Annotated in this window: 18 protein-coding genes; 6 read left to right on the top strand and 12 right to left on the bottom strand. The window is 56.3% G+C overall.

All coding sequences use genetic code 11. The features are described 5' to 3' along the window. Nucleotides 1-88 precede the first annotated feature (88 nt). A complete protein-coding gene (locus D9V82_RS02560; RefSeq protein WP_121910826.1) occupies nt 89-1,012 on the top strand; it encodes a DUF2189 domain-containing protein in 924 nt (307 codons plus the stop codon). Nucleotides 1,013-1,120: 108 nt separating this feature from the next. On the opposite strand, the gene D9V82_RS02555 is transcribed toward D9V82_RS02560, so the two are convergent. Continuing rightward, nucleotides 1,121-2,074 (bottom strand): hydrogen peroxide-inducible genes activator, encoded by a 954-nt coding sequence (locus tag D9V82_RS02555; RefSeq protein WP_121910825.1) that lies wholly within the window; start codon nt 2,072-2,074, stop codon nt 1,121-1,123. A gap of 160 nt (nt 2,075-2,234) precedes the next feature. On the opposite strand from D9V82_RS02555, the gene D9V82_RS02550 reads away from it, so the two are divergent. Both D9V82_RS02550 and ahpD read left to right on the top strand, forming a co-directional pair. Continuing rightward, complete coding sequence (locus D9V82_RS02550) at nt 2,235-2,828, top strand: peroxiredoxin (RefSeq protein ID WP_121910824.1); 594 nt, start codon at nt 2,235-2,237, stop codon at nt 2,826-2,828. 101 nt (nt 2,829-2,929) lie between these two features. After that, a complete protein-coding gene (gene ahpD / locus D9V82_RS02545; protein ID WP_121910823.1) occupies nt 2,930-3,454 on the top strand; it encodes an alkylhydroperoxidase, AhpD family in 525 nt (174 codons plus the stop codon). Nucleotides 3,455-3,566: 112 nt separating this feature from the next. On the opposite strand, the gene D9V82_RS02540 is transcribed toward ahpD, so the two are convergent. Beyond that, nucleotides 3,567-6,110, bottom strand: a complete 2,544-nt coding sequence (locus D9V82_RS02540; protein ID WP_121910822.1) for a DEAD/DEAH box helicase — start codon at nt 6,108-6,110, stop codon at nt 3,567-3,569. A gap of 34 nt (nt 6,111-6,144) precedes the next feature. Then, nucleotides 6,145-7,155 (bottom strand): proteasome assembly chaperone family protein, encoded by a 1,011-nt coding sequence (locus tag D9V82_RS02535; RefSeq protein ID WP_121910821.1) that lies wholly within the window; start codon nt 7,153-7,155, stop codon nt 6,145-6,147. A 267-nt stretch (nt 7,156-7,422) separates the two neighbouring features. Here D9V82_RS02535 and D9V82_RS02530 point away from each other — a divergent pair, with 267 nt between their 5' ends. Then, nucleotides 7,423-8,508, top strand: a complete 1,086-nt coding sequence (locus tag D9V82_RS02530) for a DUF4192 domain-containing protein (protein WP_121910820.1) — start codon at nt 7,423-7,425, stop codon at nt 8,506-8,508. Here D9V82_RS02530 and galE read toward each other — a convergent pair. The 9 genes from galE to D9V82_RS02485 form a co-directional block, all read right to left on the bottom strand. Then, nucleotides 8,505-9,488, bottom strand: a complete 984-nt coding sequence (gene galE, locus D9V82_RS02525; protein WP_121910819.1) for a UDP-glucose 4-epimerase GalE — start codon at nt 9,486-9,488, stop codon at nt 8,505-8,507. The genes D9V82_RS02530 and galE overlap by 4 nt on opposite strands. A gap of 3 nt (nt 9,489-9,491) precedes the next feature. After that, nucleotides 9,492-10,169: an iron-dependent transcriptional repressor DtxR gene (locus D9V82_RS02520; protein WP_121910818.1), complete on the bottom strand. Its 678-nt coding sequence runs from the start codon at nt 10,167-10,169 to the stop codon at nt 9,492-9,494. A 231-nt stretch (nt 10,170-10,400) separates the two neighbouring features. Beyond that, complete coding sequence (locus D9V82_RS02515) at nt 10,401-11,414, bottom strand: sigma-70 family RNA polymerase sigma factor (protein WP_121910817.1); 1,014 nt, start codon at nt 11,412-11,414, stop codon at nt 10,401-10,403. Nucleotides 11,415-11,607: 193 nt separating this feature from the next. Beyond that, nucleotides 11,608-12,375 (bottom strand): helix-turn-helix transcriptional regulator, encoded by a 768-nt coding sequence (locus tag D9V82_RS02510; protein WP_121910816.1) that lies wholly within the window; start codon nt 12,373-12,375, stop codon nt 11,608-11,610. Nucleotides 12,376-12,508: 133 nt separating this feature from the next. Beyond that, entirely contained in the window at nt 12,509-13,882 is a 1,374-nt protein-coding gene (locus D9V82_RS02505) for an L-serine ammonia-lyase (RefSeq protein ID WP_121910815.1), read from the bottom strand. A 37-nt stretch (nt 13,883-13,919) separates the two neighbouring features. Further along, on the bottom strand, nt 13,920-15,230 hold the full coding sequence (locus D9V82_RS02500; protein ID WP_183122424.1) for an SLC5/6 family protein: 1,311 nt from the start codon (nt 15,228-15,230) through the stop codon (nt 13,920-13,922). A 446-nt stretch (nt 15,231-15,676) separates the two neighbouring features. Beyond that, nucleotides 15,677-16,120, bottom strand: coding sequence for a D-aminoacyl-tRNA deacylase (dtd, locus tag D9V82_RS02495; RefSeq protein WP_121910813.1), 444 nt, complete (start codon nt 16,118-16,120; stop codon nt 15,677-15,679). Between the two features lie 50 nt (nt 16,121-16,170). Further along, nucleotides 16,171-17,748, bottom strand: coding sequence for a DUF7782 domain-containing protein (locus tag D9V82_RS02490; RefSeq protein WP_121910812.1), 1,578 nt, complete (start codon nt 17,746-17,748; stop codon nt 16,171-16,173). Between the two features lie 48 nt (nt 17,749-17,796). Further along, nucleotides 17,797-18,180: a DUF3099 domain-containing protein gene (locus D9V82_RS02485; protein WP_121910811.1), complete on the bottom strand. Its 384-nt coding sequence runs from the start codon at nt 18,178-18,180 to the stop codon at nt 17,797-17,799. A 138-nt stretch (nt 18,181-18,318) separates the two neighbouring features. On the opposite strand from D9V82_RS02485, the gene D9V82_RS02480 reads away from it, so the two are divergent. Together D9V82_RS02480 and D9V82_RS02475 are read left to right on the top strand one after the other, a co-directional pair. Then, entirely contained in the window at nt 18,319-18,570 is a 252-nt protein-coding gene (locus D9V82_RS02480; RefSeq protein ID WP_121910810.1) for a DUF3039 domain-containing protein, read from the top strand. Then, the gene (locus tag D9V82_RS02475) at nt 18,567-20,330 is read left to right on the top strand and encodes a DEAD/DEAH box helicase (RefSeq protein ID WP_121910809.1); all 1,764 of its coding nucleotides are present in this window, start codon (nt 18,567-18,569) and stop codon (nt 20,328-20,330) included. The genes D9V82_RS02480 and D9V82_RS02475 overlap by 4 nt, the downstream gene beginning before the upstream one ends. Nucleotides 20,331-20,415 lie beyond the last annotated feature (85 nt).

The following is a 20,415-nucleotide window of genomic DNA, read 5'->3' as shown; positions in this document are numbered from 1 at the left end:
GTCGAAAAAGTTGATACCATGAAAATACTTGTCCGAACGATACTTTTCTCGTTGCCCTCACATCGTATGCAGAAGGAAGGCACCGCTGATGAACGATGACAAATTCGGTGGAAATAATGATTTTCCACGCTACGAACCAACTGAACACCCGGAGGACCAGCCGAGCTACAATAACCTGCCGTCCTACGGCGGAAGCCAAGAAAGTTTTAACAATCAAGGATATGCGGGATACCAGGCACAAAACTACTCTGCAAACTCCGCAGAGTTCACCGGTAAACCCTCGGCCATGGATTCGATTTCGTGGGCCTTTAGCACGGTGTTTAAAAACTGGAAATTGTGGATACTAGGTTCCTTGCTCGCTGGCGTTATTCTCACAGCTCTTGCCATTGTGAGCGGTGCCGTTACTCCGGCAGAGGGGGTGTATGCCTCTGGCGGGAGAGTGTTTGTAGAGATCGCATCCTATGTAATCTCGGCCGTGGTGAGCCTGCTTGCGATGCGACTGGCACTATTCCAGATCGATGACCAGCGCACTGGGTGGAATTATGTGGGCAAGGACGTGCGGTGGTGGCAGCCGCTGGCGATCATGATCATCATCGGAGTGATCACCTCAGCGATTGTATTCATCTTTGTTGGTGGTTCAATTTTCCTCGGACCAGACTTGGGGGCTGACGCCTCTGTGGAAGAAGTATTTGAAGCCCTGGCGGGCTTCCTCGGAACCCTGGCTGTATTGGCTCTCATCGGCTTGTTAATCCACCCGCTTTATATGTTGATGCAGTGGTTTGCGGCCGATGGCGATGGCTTAGGCCAGGCCATCAAGAACGGATTTGACGCCGGTAGAAGAAATTATGGCCAGCTTATATTGCTGACCGTGCTCAACGTGTTCATTACGATTGGCGGCGCCATCTTATTCTTTGTTGGCTTGATTGTGGCCATACCGGTTAGCTTATTGTCTACGGCTTATTTATTCCGCCAATGTGCCGGTCGCGCGACCGGTCAACCCACACAATCCTAACACCATCGTTTTAAGGTCACCGAGGCACGGCTTCGGTGACCTTAAACGTGCGTAGCGCTGCGATCGCACCGAGGGCCGAGCGAACGTCAGCGAGAATATAGAGGCGTTTTAGTTTTGGCTCTGTATCGAGCGGTCCAAGGCCTTTTTGTAGGCTGCCGTAATGAGGGCTCCGAATTCGCGAAACTCTCCACTGCGTGCGGCGGAGGAGCGGAAGACGAGGCCGACTTCGCGTTCGGCTGTGACATCGGGGGCAAAGTGTGCCACGCCGAGGTTTTTACCGTGACATTCTGTGGCCAACGCGGACTTGGGGATAAGGGTACAGCCGAGCCCGCCCATGACCAGCTGCATAATTGTGGTCAAGGACGAGGCGCGCGTGACGGAATTTGTTGCCTCTGCCGGGTTGACGTGGGCGTGCCGACAGAGATCGACGATTTGGTCGCGGAGGCAGTGGCCATCGTCAAGCAGCAGCAAGTCCAAGTCCCGCAACTCCGCGACCCGGACGTCGGTACGCCCGGCAATGGGGTGATCGGGCGGGCTGACGATGGCAAAGTCCTCAGTATACAGGGGACTGTCCACCATGCCCGTGGCCTCAGAAGGCAGGGCGAGGACGGCTAAATCGAGGTTGCCGTTGCGCAAGCGCGCGATAAGGTGCTGGGTTTGCTCTTCCACAAAGCGCGGCTGAAGCTCCGGGTAGGTTGCCGAAATCATCGCCAGCAAGTCGGGGAGTATATACGGGGCGATAGTTGGGATAACGCCGATGGTGAGCGGGCCAGCCAGTGTGCCATGAGCGCCGCGGGCGTGGGCGAGGAAGGTGTCGGCGGCCTCGAGGGTGGATTTGGCATAAGGCAAGAGGGTTTCGCCGGCTGAGGTGACAATTACTTTGCGGGTGGAGCGCTCGATGAGTTGCACACCGAGTCCCTGCTCGAGTGCTACCAGACCTTGGGAGAGGGAAGGCTGAGAAATCCCCAGTTTGGCGGCCGCGGTGCCGAAGTGCTTATTCTCAGCCACGGTGACAAACGTGCGCAGCTGGGCTAGTGTTGGTCGATATTCTTTATTATACATGCCTATCACTCTAACATCTATCTATAGGATTTGCTATTGACGGGACCGAATTTAATGGTATTGTCTTAGGTGTCGGGCCGGAGCGGGTCCGGCCCAAGGTCCTAGGTATGGGACCGCCGTAAACATAAAAGATTACCCTATAAACTAGGAGTTGAAGAACATGCCGATTATGACCGTTGGTGAAAAGTTCCCAGAATTCAACCTCACCGCCCTGACCGGTGGCGACTTGCACGATGTTAACGCTAGCCAGCCAGAGGACTACTTCGAGCAGGTTTCTTTGGATAAGTACGAAGGCAAGTGGAAGGTCGTCTTCTTCTATCCTAAGGACTTCACCTTCGTCTGCCCCACCGAGATCGCTGCCTTTGGCAAGCTGGACGAGGAGTTCCAGGACCGCGACACCCAGGTACTGGGTGGCTCCACCGATAATGAGTTTGCTCATTTCAACTGGCGTGCAACCCACCCAGAGCTCAAGGAAGTTCCGTTCCCAATGTTCTCCGATGTGCGCCACGACCTGATCCGTGCGCTGGGTGTAGAAAACGCTGACGGTGTTGCTGACCGCGCGACCTTCATCATCGATCCAGATGGTGTCATCCAGTTCGTCTCCGTTACCCCGGATGCTGTCGGCCGCAATGTTGACGAGGTCCTGCGCGTCCTCGACGCACTGCAGTCCGAAGAGGTCTGTGCCTGCAACTGGGAAAAGAACGACCCAACCAAGAACATCGACAAGATGGATGTCGTTCAGGCCCAGCTTTAAACCTCAGTTAAGTGTGCGTGCTTCTCGGCCCGTAAGGCGGGTAAGCACGCATCTTTCTTGAAATTTAAGTCACTGAGCAAAAATTTAGAAGGAGAGAGACCGTGTCTATCGAAAACTTGAAGTCGGCACTGCCGGAATACGCCAAGGATCAGAAGCTCAACCTCGGTGCCTTGACCCGCACGACCGAGCTGAATGAAGAGCAGCTGTGGGGTGCCTTATTGGCCTCGGCAGCAGCTACCCGCAATGACACCGTGATTTCTGAAATTGCGGAGGAAGCGCAAGAGCACCTCTCTGAGGAAGCTATCAACGCTGCCTACGGCGCTGCCACTGTGATGGCAATGAATAACGTTGCCTACCGCGCTAAGGGGTGGTTGGGCGATGACTATGCACAGGTCAAGTTTGGTCTGCGGATGAACTTCATCTCTAAGCCCGGGGTGGAGGACGCTACCTTCGAGCTGTGGAACATCGCCGTTTCCGCTATTAATGGCTGCGAGCACTGCTTGGGCGCACATACCCAGAAGATTAGCGATGCCGGCGTGACGAAGGAACAGATCTGGGAGGCCATCAAGGTTGCTTCTGTTATTCAAGCAGTCGCGCAGGCAGTCCAGATCGAGGCTGCACGCTAAGGACCCTGCTTAATCAGCCGGTTACCATCCCGGTTACTGGTTCCTTTCTCTTCCTAGGATTCTGGTTGCAGGGGAGAGTTTGCTTACGCCGTTATACTCAACTCGGGTGTGCTTAGTATTCGACGTGAAACTCTGAAAGGCGGACTTCACCTGCTTGATCGGACGCGTCCAGATCGACTATGGCAACGAAGTGGTAAGCGCGATCCCCTGCCGGATCCTTGAGGATCTGCCGCACGGGCCAGCTGCGGGAGTTTGATTCTTTTAACTGGAAGTATTCTGGTCCGCGGGCCTCGGGGCCGGTATCAATATCGTCGTATTCATCGAAATAGTCATCCAGGATGGCACCAAAATCGGGAACCTGGTCTAGATAATCCAATACCGCGGCGAGGTGGTCTTCTTCCTCCCGCGCGAAGAGTTGGGTGAGTCGGAACATGTAATTGCGCACCATAATGCCAAAGGCCCGGCGGTTGGCAGTCAGAGCAGTAGGGTCTTCGACACCAAAGGCTAGTTCGCGGTCGAGCGTATCTTGATCGATGGGGGAATCGTCACCTGCCATTTGTGCCCATTCATCGACAAGCGAGGAATCCACCTGGCGGATAAGCTCGCCTAACCAGACAATGATGTCTTCAATGTGGGGTGTTGTGTATTCATCCGGGATGGACTGCTTCAGCGTCCGCCATGCGTCGGTGAGGTAGCGGAGGATAACTCCTTCAGACCGGGATAAGCCGTAGGTGGACACCAAGTCCGAGAACGTCATGGCATTTTCTACCATGTGACGCACGACGGATTTCGGCCGCAGCTCGAATTCTTTTATCCACGCATTGGTTTCAGCAAAGGTATCGTAGGCCTGCTCGAGTAGCTCTTCTAGAGGCTTGGGCCAGGTGATATCTTCCACGATATTCATGCGGTCGGTATAGTCCACTCCGTCCGCCTTGAGCGCGGCAATTTCTTCCCCGCGCCGCTTCTTCTGCTGAGCCTGCAACACCTGCCGAGGATCGTCGAGGATGGCCTCAAAGACCGAGATTACGTCGAGGTGATAACTATCCGTCTCTGGATCCAACAAGGAGAGCGCGGCCAAGGCAAAGGGGCCAAGGGGTTGGTTCAGGGCAAAGTCTCGCGGTAACTCCCGCACTAGGTGGTAGGGGCGGCCGTAGATATCTAGCCCTTTGGTGGATTTTTGGACCACGCCGGAATCAACCAATCCGCGGAATAGGTCGAGGGCGGTGAGAATATGCTTGTTTTGCTTGCTGCGGGGATCATGGTTATCGCGCAAGAGTTGGCGCATATGCGCGTAGCCATCGCCGTGGCGCGCTAAGACATTGAGTAGCATCGAATTCGAGACCCGGAATTGCGAAGTCAACTGCTCCGGTTCTGCTTGCGTCAGCCGAGCAAAGGTCTTCTCGGACCACGAGACTTCGCCTTCGCGCGCGGATTTCTTCTTAAGCTTCTTCAGCCGCTTTGGGTCATCGCCAATGCGCCTGCGGGCCTTAGCATTTTCAATCTCGTGCTCAGGCGCCTCGACGACCACGGTACCTTCTGTGTCATAGCCCGCCCTGCCAGCACGCCCCGCAATCTGGTGGAATTCACGCGACTTCAAGATGCGCTGGCGTTGCCCATCAAACTTGGCTAGACCGGTCATCAACACGGTGCGGATGGGCACGTTGATTCCCACACCCAATGTATCGGTGCCGCAAATAACCTTGAGAAGACCGCGTTGCGCGAGGCGCTCTACTAGGCGTCGGTACTTGGGCAGCATTCCCGCATGGTGGACTCCGATGCCCTTACGTAATAGCTTAGAAAGGTCTTTGCCAAAGGCAGTGGTAAAGCGGAAGCTGCCGATTTCTTCAGCGATGCTTTCTTTTTCCTTTGTGCTTATGATGCTAGAAAGCGAGGTCAAGGCCTGGGCTCGCTCTGCTGCTTCGCGTTGGGAGAAGTGCACGACGTATATGGGAGCTTTTTTATCAGCGAGTAGCTCTTCGATGGTTTCGTGCACCGCGCTGAAAACATAAGAAAAGTCCAGCGGCACCGGCCGGGTGGATCCGGCCACGAGATCGGTCTCGCGCCCCGTGCGGCGGGTGAGATCCTCCTGCAGCCAGTCGGTATCACCGAGGGTGGCAGACATCAAGAGAAACTGTGCCTTGGGTAGCTCTAGGAGTGGAACTTGCCACGCCCAGCCACGATCTGGATCGGAGTAGTAGTGGAATTCGTCCATAACTACTTGATCGATGGCGGCCGCGGCGCCATCGCGAAGCGCGATATTAGCAACGATCTCGGCCGTGGCGGCGATGATGGGGGCGTTGCCGTTCACGGTGGCATCGCCGGTCATCATACCTACGTTTTCCGCGCCGAAGATTTCACAGAGCGCAAAAAATTTCTCGCTTACCAGAGCTTTAATGGGCGCGGTATAAAAACTGCGTTGACCGCGGGCTAGGGCGATAAAGTGGGCGGCGTTGGCTACCATGGATTTTCCCGAGCCAGTAGGGGTAGCGAGGATCACATTATCTCCGGCCAGGATGCCGAGCGAGGCTTCCTCCTGCGCGGGATATAAATTGATTCCCTTGCTGGCGGTCCACGAGTTAAAAGTATCCCAAATCGCCTCATCTATGAAGGCCTCGGGTACTTCCGTTAAATCTGGCAGCTGTTGAGATAAATTCACCCCTACCACCTTAGCGGCGATAGGGGCGAGTTCGTTAGATATCGTCGCCTAAGTCTCTGTCATCGACAGAGCCTTCGCGGTCATCAAAATCTGTGTGGATAAACCCCTTGCTATCCTCCTCATTGAGCGAGGCGAGGAAGGCCTCAAATTCTTCGCTGATTTCCTCTGCGCTGGGTAAGGGTTCTTCACCTGGCATGATGGCTTGCGGGTGCTCTTGGCGGTAGCGTTCCATGAAGGCATCGTACTGCTGCTCCAATTGCTGGACGACGCTTTCAATCTCCTCCGATCCGGTGACCTGCTCTTCCAGCTGGCCCTCGACGCGAGAAATATCCGCCTCAATGCTGCCCAGCGGAATATTGAGTTGGGCTGCCTTGGCCACGGAATCAAGGAGTTCTAGGGTTGCCTGCGGGTAAGGGGAGGCGGCCAGGTAGTGCGGCACGTGCGCGGTATAGCCCGCTACAGTTCGACCTTTATCCGCGAGTGCCTTTTCGATGTAGAGCGCGGCGGCACCGGGAACCATCATTGTCGAATCCATCGAGACCATGCCTTCCGTCAGGCGGGAGGAAGAACCATGCGCGGTGACCACGGTGGGCCGCGTGTGCGGCACGGGCATCGGCGCGGCGTAGAGCATGATGGTGTCTTCAATATCGAATTTCTCAACCAGCTTCACCACCGCCGTGGTGAAAGCTTCCCAGCGCAAATCTGGCTCAGGACCGGATAAAAGGAGGAAAGACTTGCCGGAATTATCCCGGAGTACCTTCAGTCCCAAGTCCATCGGTTCTATCTCGAGGGCTCGGTCGTTATCGATGGTGACGGCGGGGCGGCGGGAGCGGTAATCAATGAGCTCGTCCGAGTTAAATGAGGCTAGTTGGCGGTTTCCCAGTGCAGCCTTGAGATGATCGGCGCTCGACTCCACGGCCTGGCCCGCATCGGCATAGCCGTGCATGGCAACGACCATGGTTGGGCCCTTTCCTTCACCGGAATTGTCTTTGACCACCGGAGCGGGGTACTCCAATTCGTACATGCTGCGCTCTTGTTCGTGCATGATGTGTTACCTCCTTGGTCTCTTAAGTTAGATCAACGACCGCCAGGACCGCACTATTCCCACGCGCGTTCGGTATTCAGTACAGCGTCCGCGAAATAGCTAAATAAATCATTATGCCCTAACGAAACAGCCCGCGCCAGGGTTACGGCGGCGAGCCTGTGCATAACTGCTTGCCGATGTCTCCCTCCGCCTACCTTGTCCACAGATTTCGGCCATCGGTCTGTTCTGGGCTTTCGGTACTTGCCGTAGGCCACGAATCTAGGAGCCATGAAGATCACAACACCACAACAACCCATCCGTACACCCGGGGACATCCTTGCGAATATTCCAGGAATTCTCGGATTCTTCCCAGCCGAATCCATCGTCCTCATCTCTATCGAACCAACTTCAACGGGTCGCAGCATGGGACCTGTTGCCCGTTTCGACCTTTCCGATGTTCCCGCGGCCCTGCCCGAGATCATGAATGCCTTTCACTGTGGAAGTCCAGAAGCCATTCTATGTTTTATTATTTCTCAGCGCGCCGAAGTGGAGCTCTGGGAAGTAATCGAGTCGCTCTATCATTTCGAAGATGACCAGGGTACCGGAATCGATGCCTGCTGGTTGGTGGAAGAGATTGCGACATCGACTGCCTATGACCTGGTATTCGGCTGTAGTACTGAAAACGGCGAAGGCCCTATGCCAGCCTGGACCGAAGGAATAATTCCGGCTATTTCCACTAGTTCCTCCATGCGCGCCTGCGTAGAAAACGGCACCCTACCAGAGCTTTCCCGTGACGAGCTCGTCCAGCAATTCGCCCCGCATAACCCTTACTTCGGGCAAGATGAAATCGCATCCATGCAGCGCTGCGCAGAGGAATTGTCCCGGCAGATGCGAGCCGGCCATGGCTATGGCATCACGGATCCCATCCGTGTTGTCCAGCGCCTCATTGCGGATGTGCAGTATGTGCTCAGCGAGGTAGAAACTTTGGAAGAGACCTTGGAAAACGAAGAATTACTCTGCGCGGCTGCGATGTGGATGTCGACGACGTGGATGCGCGACCTGGTTATCCGGAACCTTGTTGAATCTTCGCATGCGGCTGGTACGTTGCTCTTAGCTACGGCGCGCACTTTTGGCGGCATTATCCGCTCCAACGCCTTGGCGTTATATGCAGCGACTCAGGTGGCGCAGAGATTTGGGGTTTATGCAGGCCCAGCGCTTACCGTCGCCATTGATGAGGCTCCGAGGCACAATCTGAGCCAGCTCATTGCCCAAGCATATCGCAGTGGAATGGGGGAACGCCTCGTTGCTAGCTTGATCCGCGGTTGTGACGCCGCACGGGAGGCAGCGGGAATTGCTGGCGGTGGCATTGCTTAGCGGTGTGCTGAATGAGCCCGGTCGCCGAGTTGACGAGTAAAATTCCATGCGTCGGTCACGATGGTTTCTAAGTCAGTGTGTCGGGGATTCCAGTCCAATTCCCGCTTGATTTTTTCCGAGGACGCAATAAGCGTGGCTGGGTCTCCGGCACGACGTGGGGCGATTTCCGCCGGAATCTCGTGGCCGGTTACTTTGCGACACATCTCGATGACTTGCTTGACGGAGTATCCTTCGCCGGAACCCAAGTTATAGATTTGGTGGGTCCCGGGGGTGTTGCTGTGGAGAGCTAGCACGTGGGCATCGGCAAGATCGCAGACATGGATGTAGTCGCGCACCGGCGTTCCATCCGGGGTATCCCAATCCGTGCCATAAATGAAAATCTTATCGCGGTGCCCTAATGCAACTTGCAGGACAATGGGGATAAGGTGGGTTTCAATTTTGCGGTTTTCACCGATGGAGCCGTAGGCACCGGCTACATTGAAATAGCGCAGGGACGTGGCTGCGAGCCCAAATGCCTGTGCAAAAGATGAAATCATGTAGTCGATAGCTAGTTTGCTAGCACCATAGGGGTTTGTGGGCTGGGCCGGCATGTCCTCAGTAATAGGAACCTGTTCCGGTTCGCCGTAGGTGGCCGCGGTGGAAGAAAAGACAAGGCTTTTCACATCGTTATCGCGCATGGCGTTGAGCAAGCGCAGCGTAGTCACCACGTTGTGCTTCCAGTATACGTCCGGCTTTTCCACGGATTCACCAACGAGCGAGCGAGCGGCGAAGTGTAAGACGCCCTCAAACTCGCCTTCCCCCAGTACCTCTGCGGCCTTGTCTGCCACATCGCCTTCGACCACGCGAGCCGCGTGCGGCACCGCATCCCGGTTGCCCGTAGAAAAGTTATCGATGATGGTGACGTCGTGGCCTTGCTCCACGAGGACTGCGGAACATACGCTGCCAACATAGCCGGCACCGCCAGTAACCAGAAGCTTCATGGCCTAGACCTCCACACGCACTGCGTGTGCCAGATTATCTGCCAAGGTGACGGTCGTGCCCTCGTCAGTGGTAAGCGAAATAGTGCCGTCATTATTGACCACGGTGACTTCGGTACCGATTCGGATTCCAGCTCGTACAAGTTCCCGGAAGGTAGCCTCATCTACCTGCAATATTTCATTGATCTGAATAATCTTGGCGGTTTTTTCTTCCCCATTGGGGAGATCAATAGCCCGTGTACCAATCGATGGTTCGGGGACCTGAACCCCCAAATCTGACAGCGCCGGAATTGGGTTGCCAAAAGGAGAACGACTGGGATCATCGAGGACTGTTACCACGCGCTTTTCCACCTCTTTACTCATCACATGCTCCCAGCGGCAGGCCTCGTCGTGGACTTTGCTGATCTCGAGCCCGAGGACATCAGTAAGCAAACGCTCTGCGAGGCGGTGCTTGCGCATAACCGCCGTAGCCAATTCGCGTCCTTTTTCAGTAAGGTCCAAGCTCCTATCCGAACGAACGTGAAGGAGGCCATCGCGCTCCATGCGAGCTACGGTTTGGGACACAGTAGGTCCGGATTGCTCTAGGCGTTCGGCGATCCGGGCGCGCAGGGGAGTGATGCCTTCTTCTTCCAATTCATAAATGGTCCGAAGGTACATCTCAGTAGTATCAACGAGGTCCCTCACGTGGGCATACCTTTCTTCGAAAACAGTAATGCGTGCCGTGCACAAGGCAGACTGTGTTTTTACATTTTGTATCTAGACTAGCTTAAGTGGCCCTAAGTTTGCTGGAGCGATATTAGGAGACTGAATTGAGCTCGCCGCTTGCATGGAAAACGCGACCTCGAAAGTGCATTGAGAAATCTTCGGCGGCATATTCGAGGTCGCGATTAAAGAGTGTCTAGGGGGCGAAAAATTTTATAGCGCGTACTCGCGCAGGCGGTCAGCACGGTTGCCATCCCGCAATTTCGCCATGACCTCGCGCTCGATTTGGCGTACGCGTTCGCGCGAGAGTCCGAACCGGCGACCAATCTGGTCAAGGGTGCGTGGCACGCCGTCATCCAAGCCGTAGCGCAGGCGAATGACATCCTGCTCGCGCTTTTCTAGTGTATCGATGACACCGCGGATATCGGAGTGGCGCATGGAGGCTACAACAGCAGTCTCAGCATCGGTAGCCTCAGCATCCTCGATGAAATCACCCAGCGGGGCTTCCTCATCGGTACCAACGGGCATGTCGAGCGAGACCGGATCACGGGACTGACGCAGCAGCATCTCTATTTTGTCCTCATCGATGCCGGATTCCTCCGACAGCTCCTCATTGGTCGCCTCGCGGCCTAAGGACTGATACATCTCACGCTTGATACGGGAGAGCTTATTCACCTGCTCCACCAAGTGAACCGGAAGGCGGATGGTGCGCGACTGATCCGCCATGCCGCGGGTAATAGCTTGACGGATCCACCACGTGGCGTAGGTAGAGAACTTAAAGCCCTTGGCATAATCGAACTTTTCCATAGCACGGATAAGGCCAAGGTTGCCCTCTTGAATAAGATCCAAAAGCGGCATTCCGCGGCCGGTATAGCGCTTGGCCAGGGAGACGACGAGGCGGAGGTTTGCCTCTAGCAGGTGGGAACGGGCCTTCTTGCCCTCGCGGGCCAAGATTTTCAAGTCGCGTTTTTCCGCGCGTGTTAGCTTATCTGCGTTATTGAGCTTGTACTCTGCATACAGGCCCACTTCAATCGTCTGCGCGAGTTCAACCTCGTCTTCGGCGCTCAGTAGGGCGGTTTTGCCAATTCCGTTGAGGTAGACGCGTACCAGGTCCGCAGAGGGATTGTCATTGGTTTGATTGCGGCGGGACCCACGGTCTACTTCTTGTTCCTCATCAGTAGGGGCAGTCGAAGTACCATTGGCGGTGTTGGCAGATGGGTTCGTCATCTCTTAGCCTCCTGAAATTGTCGCCTGTTTCATAAGCTACAACGGTGTCGGGACGCATTTAGTTCCCACGTATCTCGCACTGGTAAAAAACAGCGACTCGCCGGCTGTTGTATCCTACCTTTTTAGGGGCGCCGGACAGCACATGCACCACGTGAATGTAGCAAGATTGCCACGCCCACGTGGAACGAAAATCTTAGCCGCGGACTTGGACGAGGTAACGGTATACCGTGGGTTCAGATACTCCGAGCCGAGCGGCTGCTGCGGCGATACCACCTTTGAGAAGGAAGAAACCATCATCTTCCAGGGTAGCGATGACTTCAAGCCGTTCATGGCGCTGCATGGACGTGACCGGGGTGGAATGGGTGGAAATCGCGGAATCCAGCATGGAGTCCAACAGGTGCTCGACGTTGGAGCGCAGCGATTCGCTATAGGGTTCTTCCGGCTTTTTATTCGCAGCCGCTTCCAATGCGGGAGTTTTTGGCGGTGCGGTGGTGCCGGGGTAGCCACCGAAGGCCTTCGCCTTATCGAGAGCCGGGGCTTCGGCGCCGCCAATCAACGTATCAGCGGCATCGCGGATCTGGATAAGCTCGGATAGTTCCACATTGATGCATAGCATGCCGCGCATATGGCCGGTGGCGTCGCGGAGGAAATAGCTCGAGGAGCGGCAGACTTTTCCTTCGCCATTGACTGCGCGGTATCCGGTCATCATAGGAACGGCTGCCGCGTCGCCTTGTTTCATAAACCAGAGGGCAAAGTCTGTGACCGGGCCACCGAGTTCGCGACCGGAGATGTGTCCATTGGCAATGCCAATGATGGATTTATCGGGTACATCGAGATCATGGAGCACGATTTCGGTGTTGGGGCCCATGGCCTGACCGAGGAAATCGACGAGTGGTATGTATTGCTCGAGGAAGTTTTCTTCGGGGGCATGGCTGCTAGAAAGATTCATTAGCTGAAGCATGTCCTTTTAATTCCTGTCAGATTATTGAGAATACACCGCAAAGAAACGACTAAGGAGGCGAGTACCCGGCCGTGCCCAAGTACTCACCCCCTCGTTTTTAAAGGCGCCCTCTCCGGAGCTTAGGTTGCCGGCATTAACCGCATACCGGAATTGGCGGGTGCACCGCTAGGGCGAGGCCACCTTGGGAGGTCTCCCGGTATTTAGCGTTGAGTTCCTTACCGGTGTTGTACATGGTCCAAATGACCTCATCGAGGCTTACGCAGGGCTTGCTTTCGCGGTCTAAAGCCATACGTGCGCTGGTAATCGCATCTACCGCGGCTACTGCATTGCGCTCGATGCAGGGGATTTGAACTTGGCCTAGGACTGGGTCACAGGTTAGGCCTAATTTGTGTTCCATGCCGATTTCGGCAGCCACGCAGACTTGTTCCGGTGTCGCTCCCATGAGTTGAGCTAACCCGGCCGCAGCCATGGAGCAAGCGACGCCAATTTCTCCCTGGCAGCCTACTTCTGCACCGGAAATGGAGGCATTCATCTTGTAGAGAGCAGCGATGTGGTTGCAGGCGAAAATATAGTCAGCAAACATGCTTGGGGTGACTGGCTCGACGAATTCATCGAAATAAGCTAGTACCGCAGGCACGACGCCGCATGCGCCGTTAGTAGGTGCGGTGACGACACGGCCACAGGAGGCGTTTTCCTCCGAAATGGCCAAGGCAAACATATTTACCCAGCTCAAAATGTTGAGGCCATCGTGAGGGTCTGATTGCTCCAGCCTGCGCTTGAGGGCAGCGGCGCGGCGCGGTACGAGCAAGGCACCAGGGAGGGGGCCATCGGTGGTGGAGCCGCGCTTGATGCCTGTGTACATAACATCGCGGACCTTGCGCAGGTGCTCGTTGATGTCCTCTTCGCTGTGCAGCACCATTTCATTGGCCCTTCCAAGCTCCGGAAGGGTCATATTATGAGTCTCGCACAGCGCGAGTAATTCTTCCGCGCTGGAATAGGCGAATGGAACATCGACAGTATCCTGGCTGCGCGTGGCGAAGTCTTCTTGCTTGACGATGAACCCGCCGCCCACGGAGTAGTAGGTCTTGTGCAGGATGTCCTCCTCGCCGGCAAAGGCGATAAGGCACATGCCGTTTTCATGCATGGGGAGGTAATCATCGTGGAAGTAGAAGCCGCCGTCTTTGGGAAAGCTCACCTGGTGGGTGCCACCGAGAAGTAGCGTCTCGCTCTGGTTAATCTCTTTCATGAAGGCGGAGATGCCATCGATATCGACCGTTTCTGGTTCTTCGCCTGCCAGGCCCAGCAGAATGGCTTTGTCAGTGGAGTGGCCCACACCGGTCAGCGAGAGGGAGCCGTATACGTTGGCCTGGACGCGGGTGACCTTATCCATGAGGCCTTTTTCTTTAAGTTCGTCGACGAAAGCTTTGCCGGCTTTCATTGGCCCGAGCGTGTGTGAGCTTGAGGGGCCGATACCAATCTTGAACATATCGAAGATGCTGATGAACATGGTTTTCTCCTGGAAAATCCTGAGTAGTCAGGGCTACTTAGAAAGCCTGCACGATGGAGTAGATGATGGTGGCGAGGGCGACAAGGCCCATGATGAAGACGAAGTAGTTGGAGACCTTGCCCTTGAAGCGGGCGAGCGCCGGGACCTTGTGGATAGCAATCATCGGGATGAGGAACAGCATGATAGCGATGGTCGGACCACACAGGGTTTCAATCATGCCGAGGATGGAAGGATCTGCCCAGGCGATGAGCCATGCGGTAACCAGCATGAAGATGAGCGTGATGGTATCGAGCTTGTGGCTGGATTCCGCATCATTTTTATTTGCGTTCTTGTTGCCTTTGACTAGGAGACCCTCAAAACCTTCGGCAGCGCCCAGGTAGTGGCCCAAGAAGGACTTAGCTACGGCAATCATGGCGATGATGGGGGCGATCCACTGGATGACGGGGTTATCAAAGTGGTTGGCTAAGTACGACAAGATGGTGATATTTTGCTCTTTGGCCTCCGCCATATCTGCGGGCGATAGGCTCAGCGCGCAGGAGAAGACGAAGAACATTACGACGACGACCATGAGTATTTCCGCGCGGAGCAAGATGTTGCGGGACTTGTATTCCGCGTACTTGCCGTAGGTCTGGCGGCGGTCAACGGCGAAGGAAGAAATCATGGGCGAGTGGTTGAAGGAAAAGACCATGACTGGCACCAAGAGCATCAAGGTAACGCCCATGCTGTGGCCGGAGGCTTCGCGCGCGACGTTGAGGTCGAAGGTATCAAATAGTGCGGTATTCCACTTGGGGATGAGGTACAGCGAGAGCAAGACCAGGATGCCGATGAACGGATAGACCAAGTAGGACATGACGTGGACAACCACGTTTTTACCCATACGCACCACCAGGATGAGGCCGCCTACTAGAATCAGCGAAGTAAGCCAGCGGTCCGGAGGATTAATACCCAGCTGGTTTTCCAAGAAGGAATTGACCGTGTTGGTGATTGTTACCGAGTACACCAATAGGATGGGGTAGACGGAGAGGAAGTACAGGATATTCATCAACACGCCGGCTTTCACGCCGAAGTGTTCTTCCACGACGTCGGTGAGATCGCCATCCGGCTTTGAGCTGGAAAGGACCAGACGAGTCATGCCGCGGTGGGCCCAATAGGTCATCGGCAAGGCGACGACCGTCATAATAAGCAGCGGGATGATGCCGCCGATGCCAGCGTTGATAGGAAGGAAGAGTACGCCTGCGCCAATGGCGGTGCCGAACAGCGAGAGCATCCATACGGTGTCTTCTTTGTTCCACGCTGGGGCGCTTTTTCGACCTTCGAAGGGGGTGTCTATCCCCTCCGCGGGGGGCATTTCTTCCGCGGGTAGTTGTTCTGCAATTTGTGCGCCGTGTTTTGGGTGCTCGACTTGTCCGTGGCGCAAGAGCTTGTGGGACATTTTCTTTCCTCCTCTGCATGGGGTTGACCGAAGCTTGCGGGCTCCTGCCACCCTGGAGTGAGAAAAAGTTTTCTCTTACCAGTGTGTGCGGCCAAGGGGTTGAAAATAAATTTTTTTCGCTCTTGTCCAGCCCATTCGCTTCGTTACGTCTCAAGTATAAGCCCACAACGATGCAAGGTGATAATAAATTATTACATTCTGAGTAGGTTAATTATCACCCTCTCAAAACTTGCGCTGCGCCCTCCAATATGTATAGCTAGATAGACTGAGGTGCGTTGCGGGCCAGTTCCTCGTCAATTGCGGGCGTGAATATGCACGCGAGTAAGGAAGCGCCTGGTGATGAGAGAATACGGGAGAGGGCATTAGGTCTCGACCACAACCGTAAAGGGGCCTTCATTGACAGAGGATACGCGCATCACCGCCCCGAATCGGCCTGTTGCAACCGTGATATCGCGCTCACGCAGCATTGCGACGATCGCCGCAATGACCGGCTCGGCCTCTTCTCCGGGGGCTGCATCGACCCACGATGGGCGCCGCCCCTTGGCGGTGCGGCCGTAAAGTGTGAACTGGCTTACTACTAGCACCGGCGCTCCGGCATCGGCAACCGATACTTCACCCTCGAGGATGCGCAGCTCCGCTATCTTACGGGCCATCTTTTCCGCCCGCGGTTTCCAATCCACCACATCCTCTCTAGAGACACCGACGAGGGCTAAAATCCCGCCGGTTTCCGGGCAGTCGATGGCGCCGACGGTTTCGCCCGCTACGGTGACCGCGGCTTCGGACACACGGGTTAGTACTGCGCGCATGAAAGAACCTTCCTTTCTTGGCTGTACGGTGCTATTAAGGCTATTAAGTGCTAATCGGTGTGGGCAGCCGGGGAAACCTTATCCTCGAGCAGCAGATCGGCGGGGATAAGCAGGCCGTGACGGACCATATCGATAATGGCGGGAAGCGCGCCCGCAGTCAGCTCTGCTTCATCGAAGCCGTGCGCGGCAGCATAAAGGCTCACGGTATCGCCAAGGTTGAGCCCCTGGGGAGATAGGCCTGCAACGATTGCGGCCAAGTGCTCATCGACTTCGTGGCTCCACCGGGGTCCATCGGTACGGGTGAGCCGGATGACCGCCCGGCTAAATCCTTGTTTGTTATCGGTATCGGCCACGCTGATTTCTTCCTGCGCCAGCTGAGGGCGCACCTGGAAGTGCTTGCCTTCCAACTCACCAGGCACCAAGTCGCGCAGCCACGCCACGCGGGCGAAGTATTCTTCCACTTCGGGTCCCAATGGATCACTAAAGTGCTGTGGCATTTCTTCGGCCAAGATATCGGAGGGCTCATTAGCGGCGATTTTTTGGATGGCGACGAATCCAAACCCGACACCTGTGACTTCGTGGTCGTGGAAATGATCCAGCCAAGCCGTGGAGCGGGCCTTGCCCTCATCGCTGCGCACATCCAAAGATTCATCCTTGAGCCAAGTGGATACGTAGAGGCAGGGATCGGCGATATCGCGTTGAATTATCCAGGCAGCTATACCCTTATCCGGCAGCCACGAGGCCACGCGCTGTTGCCAGGTGTGCCCACTGGTGTGCACCCAGGCGGCGAGCAAATGTGCTGTTCCGCCCGGGGTGAGGTGCTCAACTGCCTGGGATACCACCAATTGACTAGCCCCATCTAAATTCAGACCAGAATCGCGATAGACATGGCCCACCTCGGGCAGGCCAACGACGAACGGGGGATTGGCAACGATGCGGTCAAAGGTGCGTCCCGCAACGGGCTCGAACCACGAGCCTTCTACAAGCTCTACCTCGGTGCTGGATCCCGCAGCAGCAACGGTTGCTGCGGCCAAATCAAGCGCACGCCGGTGGACATCCGTCGCTGTAATGCTGCGCGCGCACTCGAGCTGACCCAGCAATTGCACGCCTGACCCGGTGCCCAGATCAAGTACCGTTGATACCGGGCTCACCGGCGTCGATTGCAGTAGCGAGAGGCTCGCCGCTCCGACGCCCAAGACGTGATCCGCGCCGGGGACGTGTTCCACCAGCGAGGCATCGACATCGGAAAAAACGAGGCGATTGGATCCAACGATGATATGGGGCCGGATATCAAGGGCGATGTAGATATTGCCGCGATCATCGGAAAGCGCCACGCTGGCATCCAGCAGCTTGGCGGCAAGGCGGGCCCCGAGGGCATCGGCAAGCAGCGTGGCAGGCAAATGCTCATGCAGCAGGAAGAAGCGAATGAGTACATCGAGCTGGGAATCGCTCGCGGTTCCGCGCGCCACTGGGGCAGGCTCACCACGGTAGAGCGCCTCCGTAAGTTCCGGGCCCAAATGCCCTGCTAAACCATCGGTAGTAAAACCGGCATGCGAGAAAGCCTCCGCTAACTCTGGGGCCAGATCGCGCAGAGCGGCGGCATCGAAGTGAGGGCCAAAGGGCGTCATGCTGGGTGAAGATCCTTTCCAGTCGTGCTACTTAAGCTGATGATGCGGCTAGTCGGAGGCAATATCATCATGGTCGATGATGGGATGATGAGCTTCGATTGCCGTGGAGCCGCTGGGGGAAATCTGCTGGTTCTGATATTGCGAATACAACTGCCGATTCATCGCCGGCTTATAGACATTTTTATCCCGTTTGTCCGTCTTCTCACCGCGGCTATTGCCAATCACCACGGCGATCCACGGCAGAGGAAAAGTCACGCCCACGATAATCGCCGCGAGCAGCCACCAATGCAGGTATAAAAAGACCCCGGCAATGAGCAGGGATGGCACGCGCAAGAATTGAAAAAAGCCGTACCATAACTCCCGGCGCCTGCGATCTTGTGCGGGCGAAAGCTTGGCATCCGTGATGAGAAAACGTTCCTTTTTGCCAAACACTTAAATTACGCACCTCCCTGGAGCGCGGCGTGTACCCCTTCAACAGGGGACGGGAAAGCCGGCGTTGGCTTGCGTAGAGTGTGCATGTTCTCCAAGGGTAGACGCATGACTCGCAAAGTTCGATGCTGATGCGGCAAAATGGGGTGCGTGACTACGACTACGAAGACAATTGAACGGCCAGATATTCGCGAAGACACCTCGACGACGGATAATGACACGCCGAAGTTCTTCCACTACGTCAAAAAGGATCAGATCCTCGATTCCGCGGTCAACGGCAAGTTTGTCGTTGCCCTGTGCGGTGAGACCTTCCCGGTAACCAAACAAGCAAAGCCGGGCTCGCCGGTCTGCCCCGATTGCGAACGCGTTTTTAAGGGTCTTCGCCGCAAGTGAGGACGTTTAAGAAGACGAATCTCCGCGCGTGGCAGCAATCAGCCCTCGATAAATTCCTCGCCACCAAGCCACAAGACTTTATGGCCGTGGCGACCCCAGGTGCGGGTAAAACCACCTTTGCCCTGCGCATCGCGACGGAGCTCATGGAAAACCGCACGGTAGAGCGCGTCATCGTCGTGGTGCCTACCGAGCACCTTAAAACCCAGTGGTCCGCCGCAGCCGCGCGGGTGGGATTGGCCTTGGACCCTGCCTTCACGAACTCCTCGGCGGTCAACCCCAGCATGGACGGCATCGTGGTGACCTATGCCCAGGTGGGCATGCACCCCTTCAAACACCGCGCCGTTGCCTCCGCGCGGCGCACTTTGGTGATCTTGGACGAGATTCACCACGCCGGCGATGCTAAAAGTTGGGGCAACGGCGTCAAGGAGGCCTACGACGACGTTAACCACCGCCTCGCACTGACCGGTACGCCGTTTCGCTCCGATGAATCCCCCATTCCCTTTGTTCGCTATGAGGACGATGGGGAAGGCCATAAGGTCTCGCGCGCCGACCATACCTACGGGTACGGCGATGCGCTTGCCGATGGCGTCGTGCGCCCCGTCGTCTTCTTGTCCTACTCCGGCGAGGCGCGCTGGCGGGACTCAGCCGGAGAGGAGCACTCCGCGCGCTTGGGTGACATCATGAACGTAGAACAGACTGCGCGCGCTTGGCGCACCGCACTTGACCCCAAGGGCGAATGGATCCCAGCTGTGCTGCAAGCGGCTCATACCCGTTTGATACAGATGCGGCGCAATATGCCGGATGCCGGCGGGCTCGTGCTGGCTTCCGATACCACCACCGCCCGCGCCTACGCGAAAATCCTCAAGCAACTCTCCAATACCCCAGTCTCGGTGATTTTGTCCGATGACCCAGGCTCCTCTGACCGCATTCAAGAATTTGCGGACTCTACCGATGAATGGATGGTTGCTGTACGCATGGTGTCCGAGGGCGTCGATGTTCCCCGCCTCGCAGTGGGCGTCTACGCTACCTCCGCGTCGACCCCCTTGTTCTTCGCCCAGGCAATCGGCCGCTTCGTGCGTTCCCGCATGCCTGGCGAAACCGCCTCGGTATTCCTGCCCTCCGTCCCTGTGCTGCTCGGCCTTGCCGAGCACATGGAAAAATCCCGCGACCACGTCTTAGGCAAAGAAAAGACTGAGAAAGAAGGCTGGGACGACGAGCTACTCGAGCAAGCAAACCAGAAAAAGACCGAACCAGATATGCTGGAAAAGTCTTATGAGTCCTTAGGCGCCGAAGCCGAATTTTCTGGCCTGCTCTATAACGGCTCGCAATTTAATACCGGCGATGTAACCTCCGATGAGGAGGCCGACTTCCTCGGCATTCCCGGGCTTCTCGATGCCGACCAGGTCAAAGACCTTTTGCGCAAGAAACAATCCGAGGAAATGGACCGCCGTGAGGCCAAGGAAAAAGCGCGCCGGCTCGCCGAGGCGGAACAGGCTCACCGCCACAGGATGTACGGCATAGGGCACGCGTCTGCCTCGCCACCACAAGTAGCCGGTTCTGCGGACAATACCGGCGTGGTCGACGAGCTCGGCGCGCTGCGCAAGGAACTTAACACCGTGGTCTCCATCGCCGCACAGAGCTCCGGTCGGCCGCACGGTGCCATCCACACGGAGGTCCGCAAGGCCTGCGGTGGACCACCCACTGCGTTATGCAGCGCGGCCCAACTGCGCGAGCGCATCAACTACCTGCGCAGGTGGTAGCCGCCCTCCTTGTCGGTGGCGGGCGGCTGGCCGTCTGGTTCTCTGGCCGGATGGCTGTGTCGCTTTCGCTGTGCCAGCCCGCAGG

Source organism: Corynebacterium macginleyi (assembly GCF_003688935.1).
GTDB lineage: Bacteria > Actinomycetota > Actinomycetes > Mycobacteriales > Mycobacteriaceae > Corynebacterium > Corynebacterium macginleyi.
Note: the sequence above shows the minus strand (reverse complement) of the source record. Positions and strands in the feature narration are given on the sequence as shown.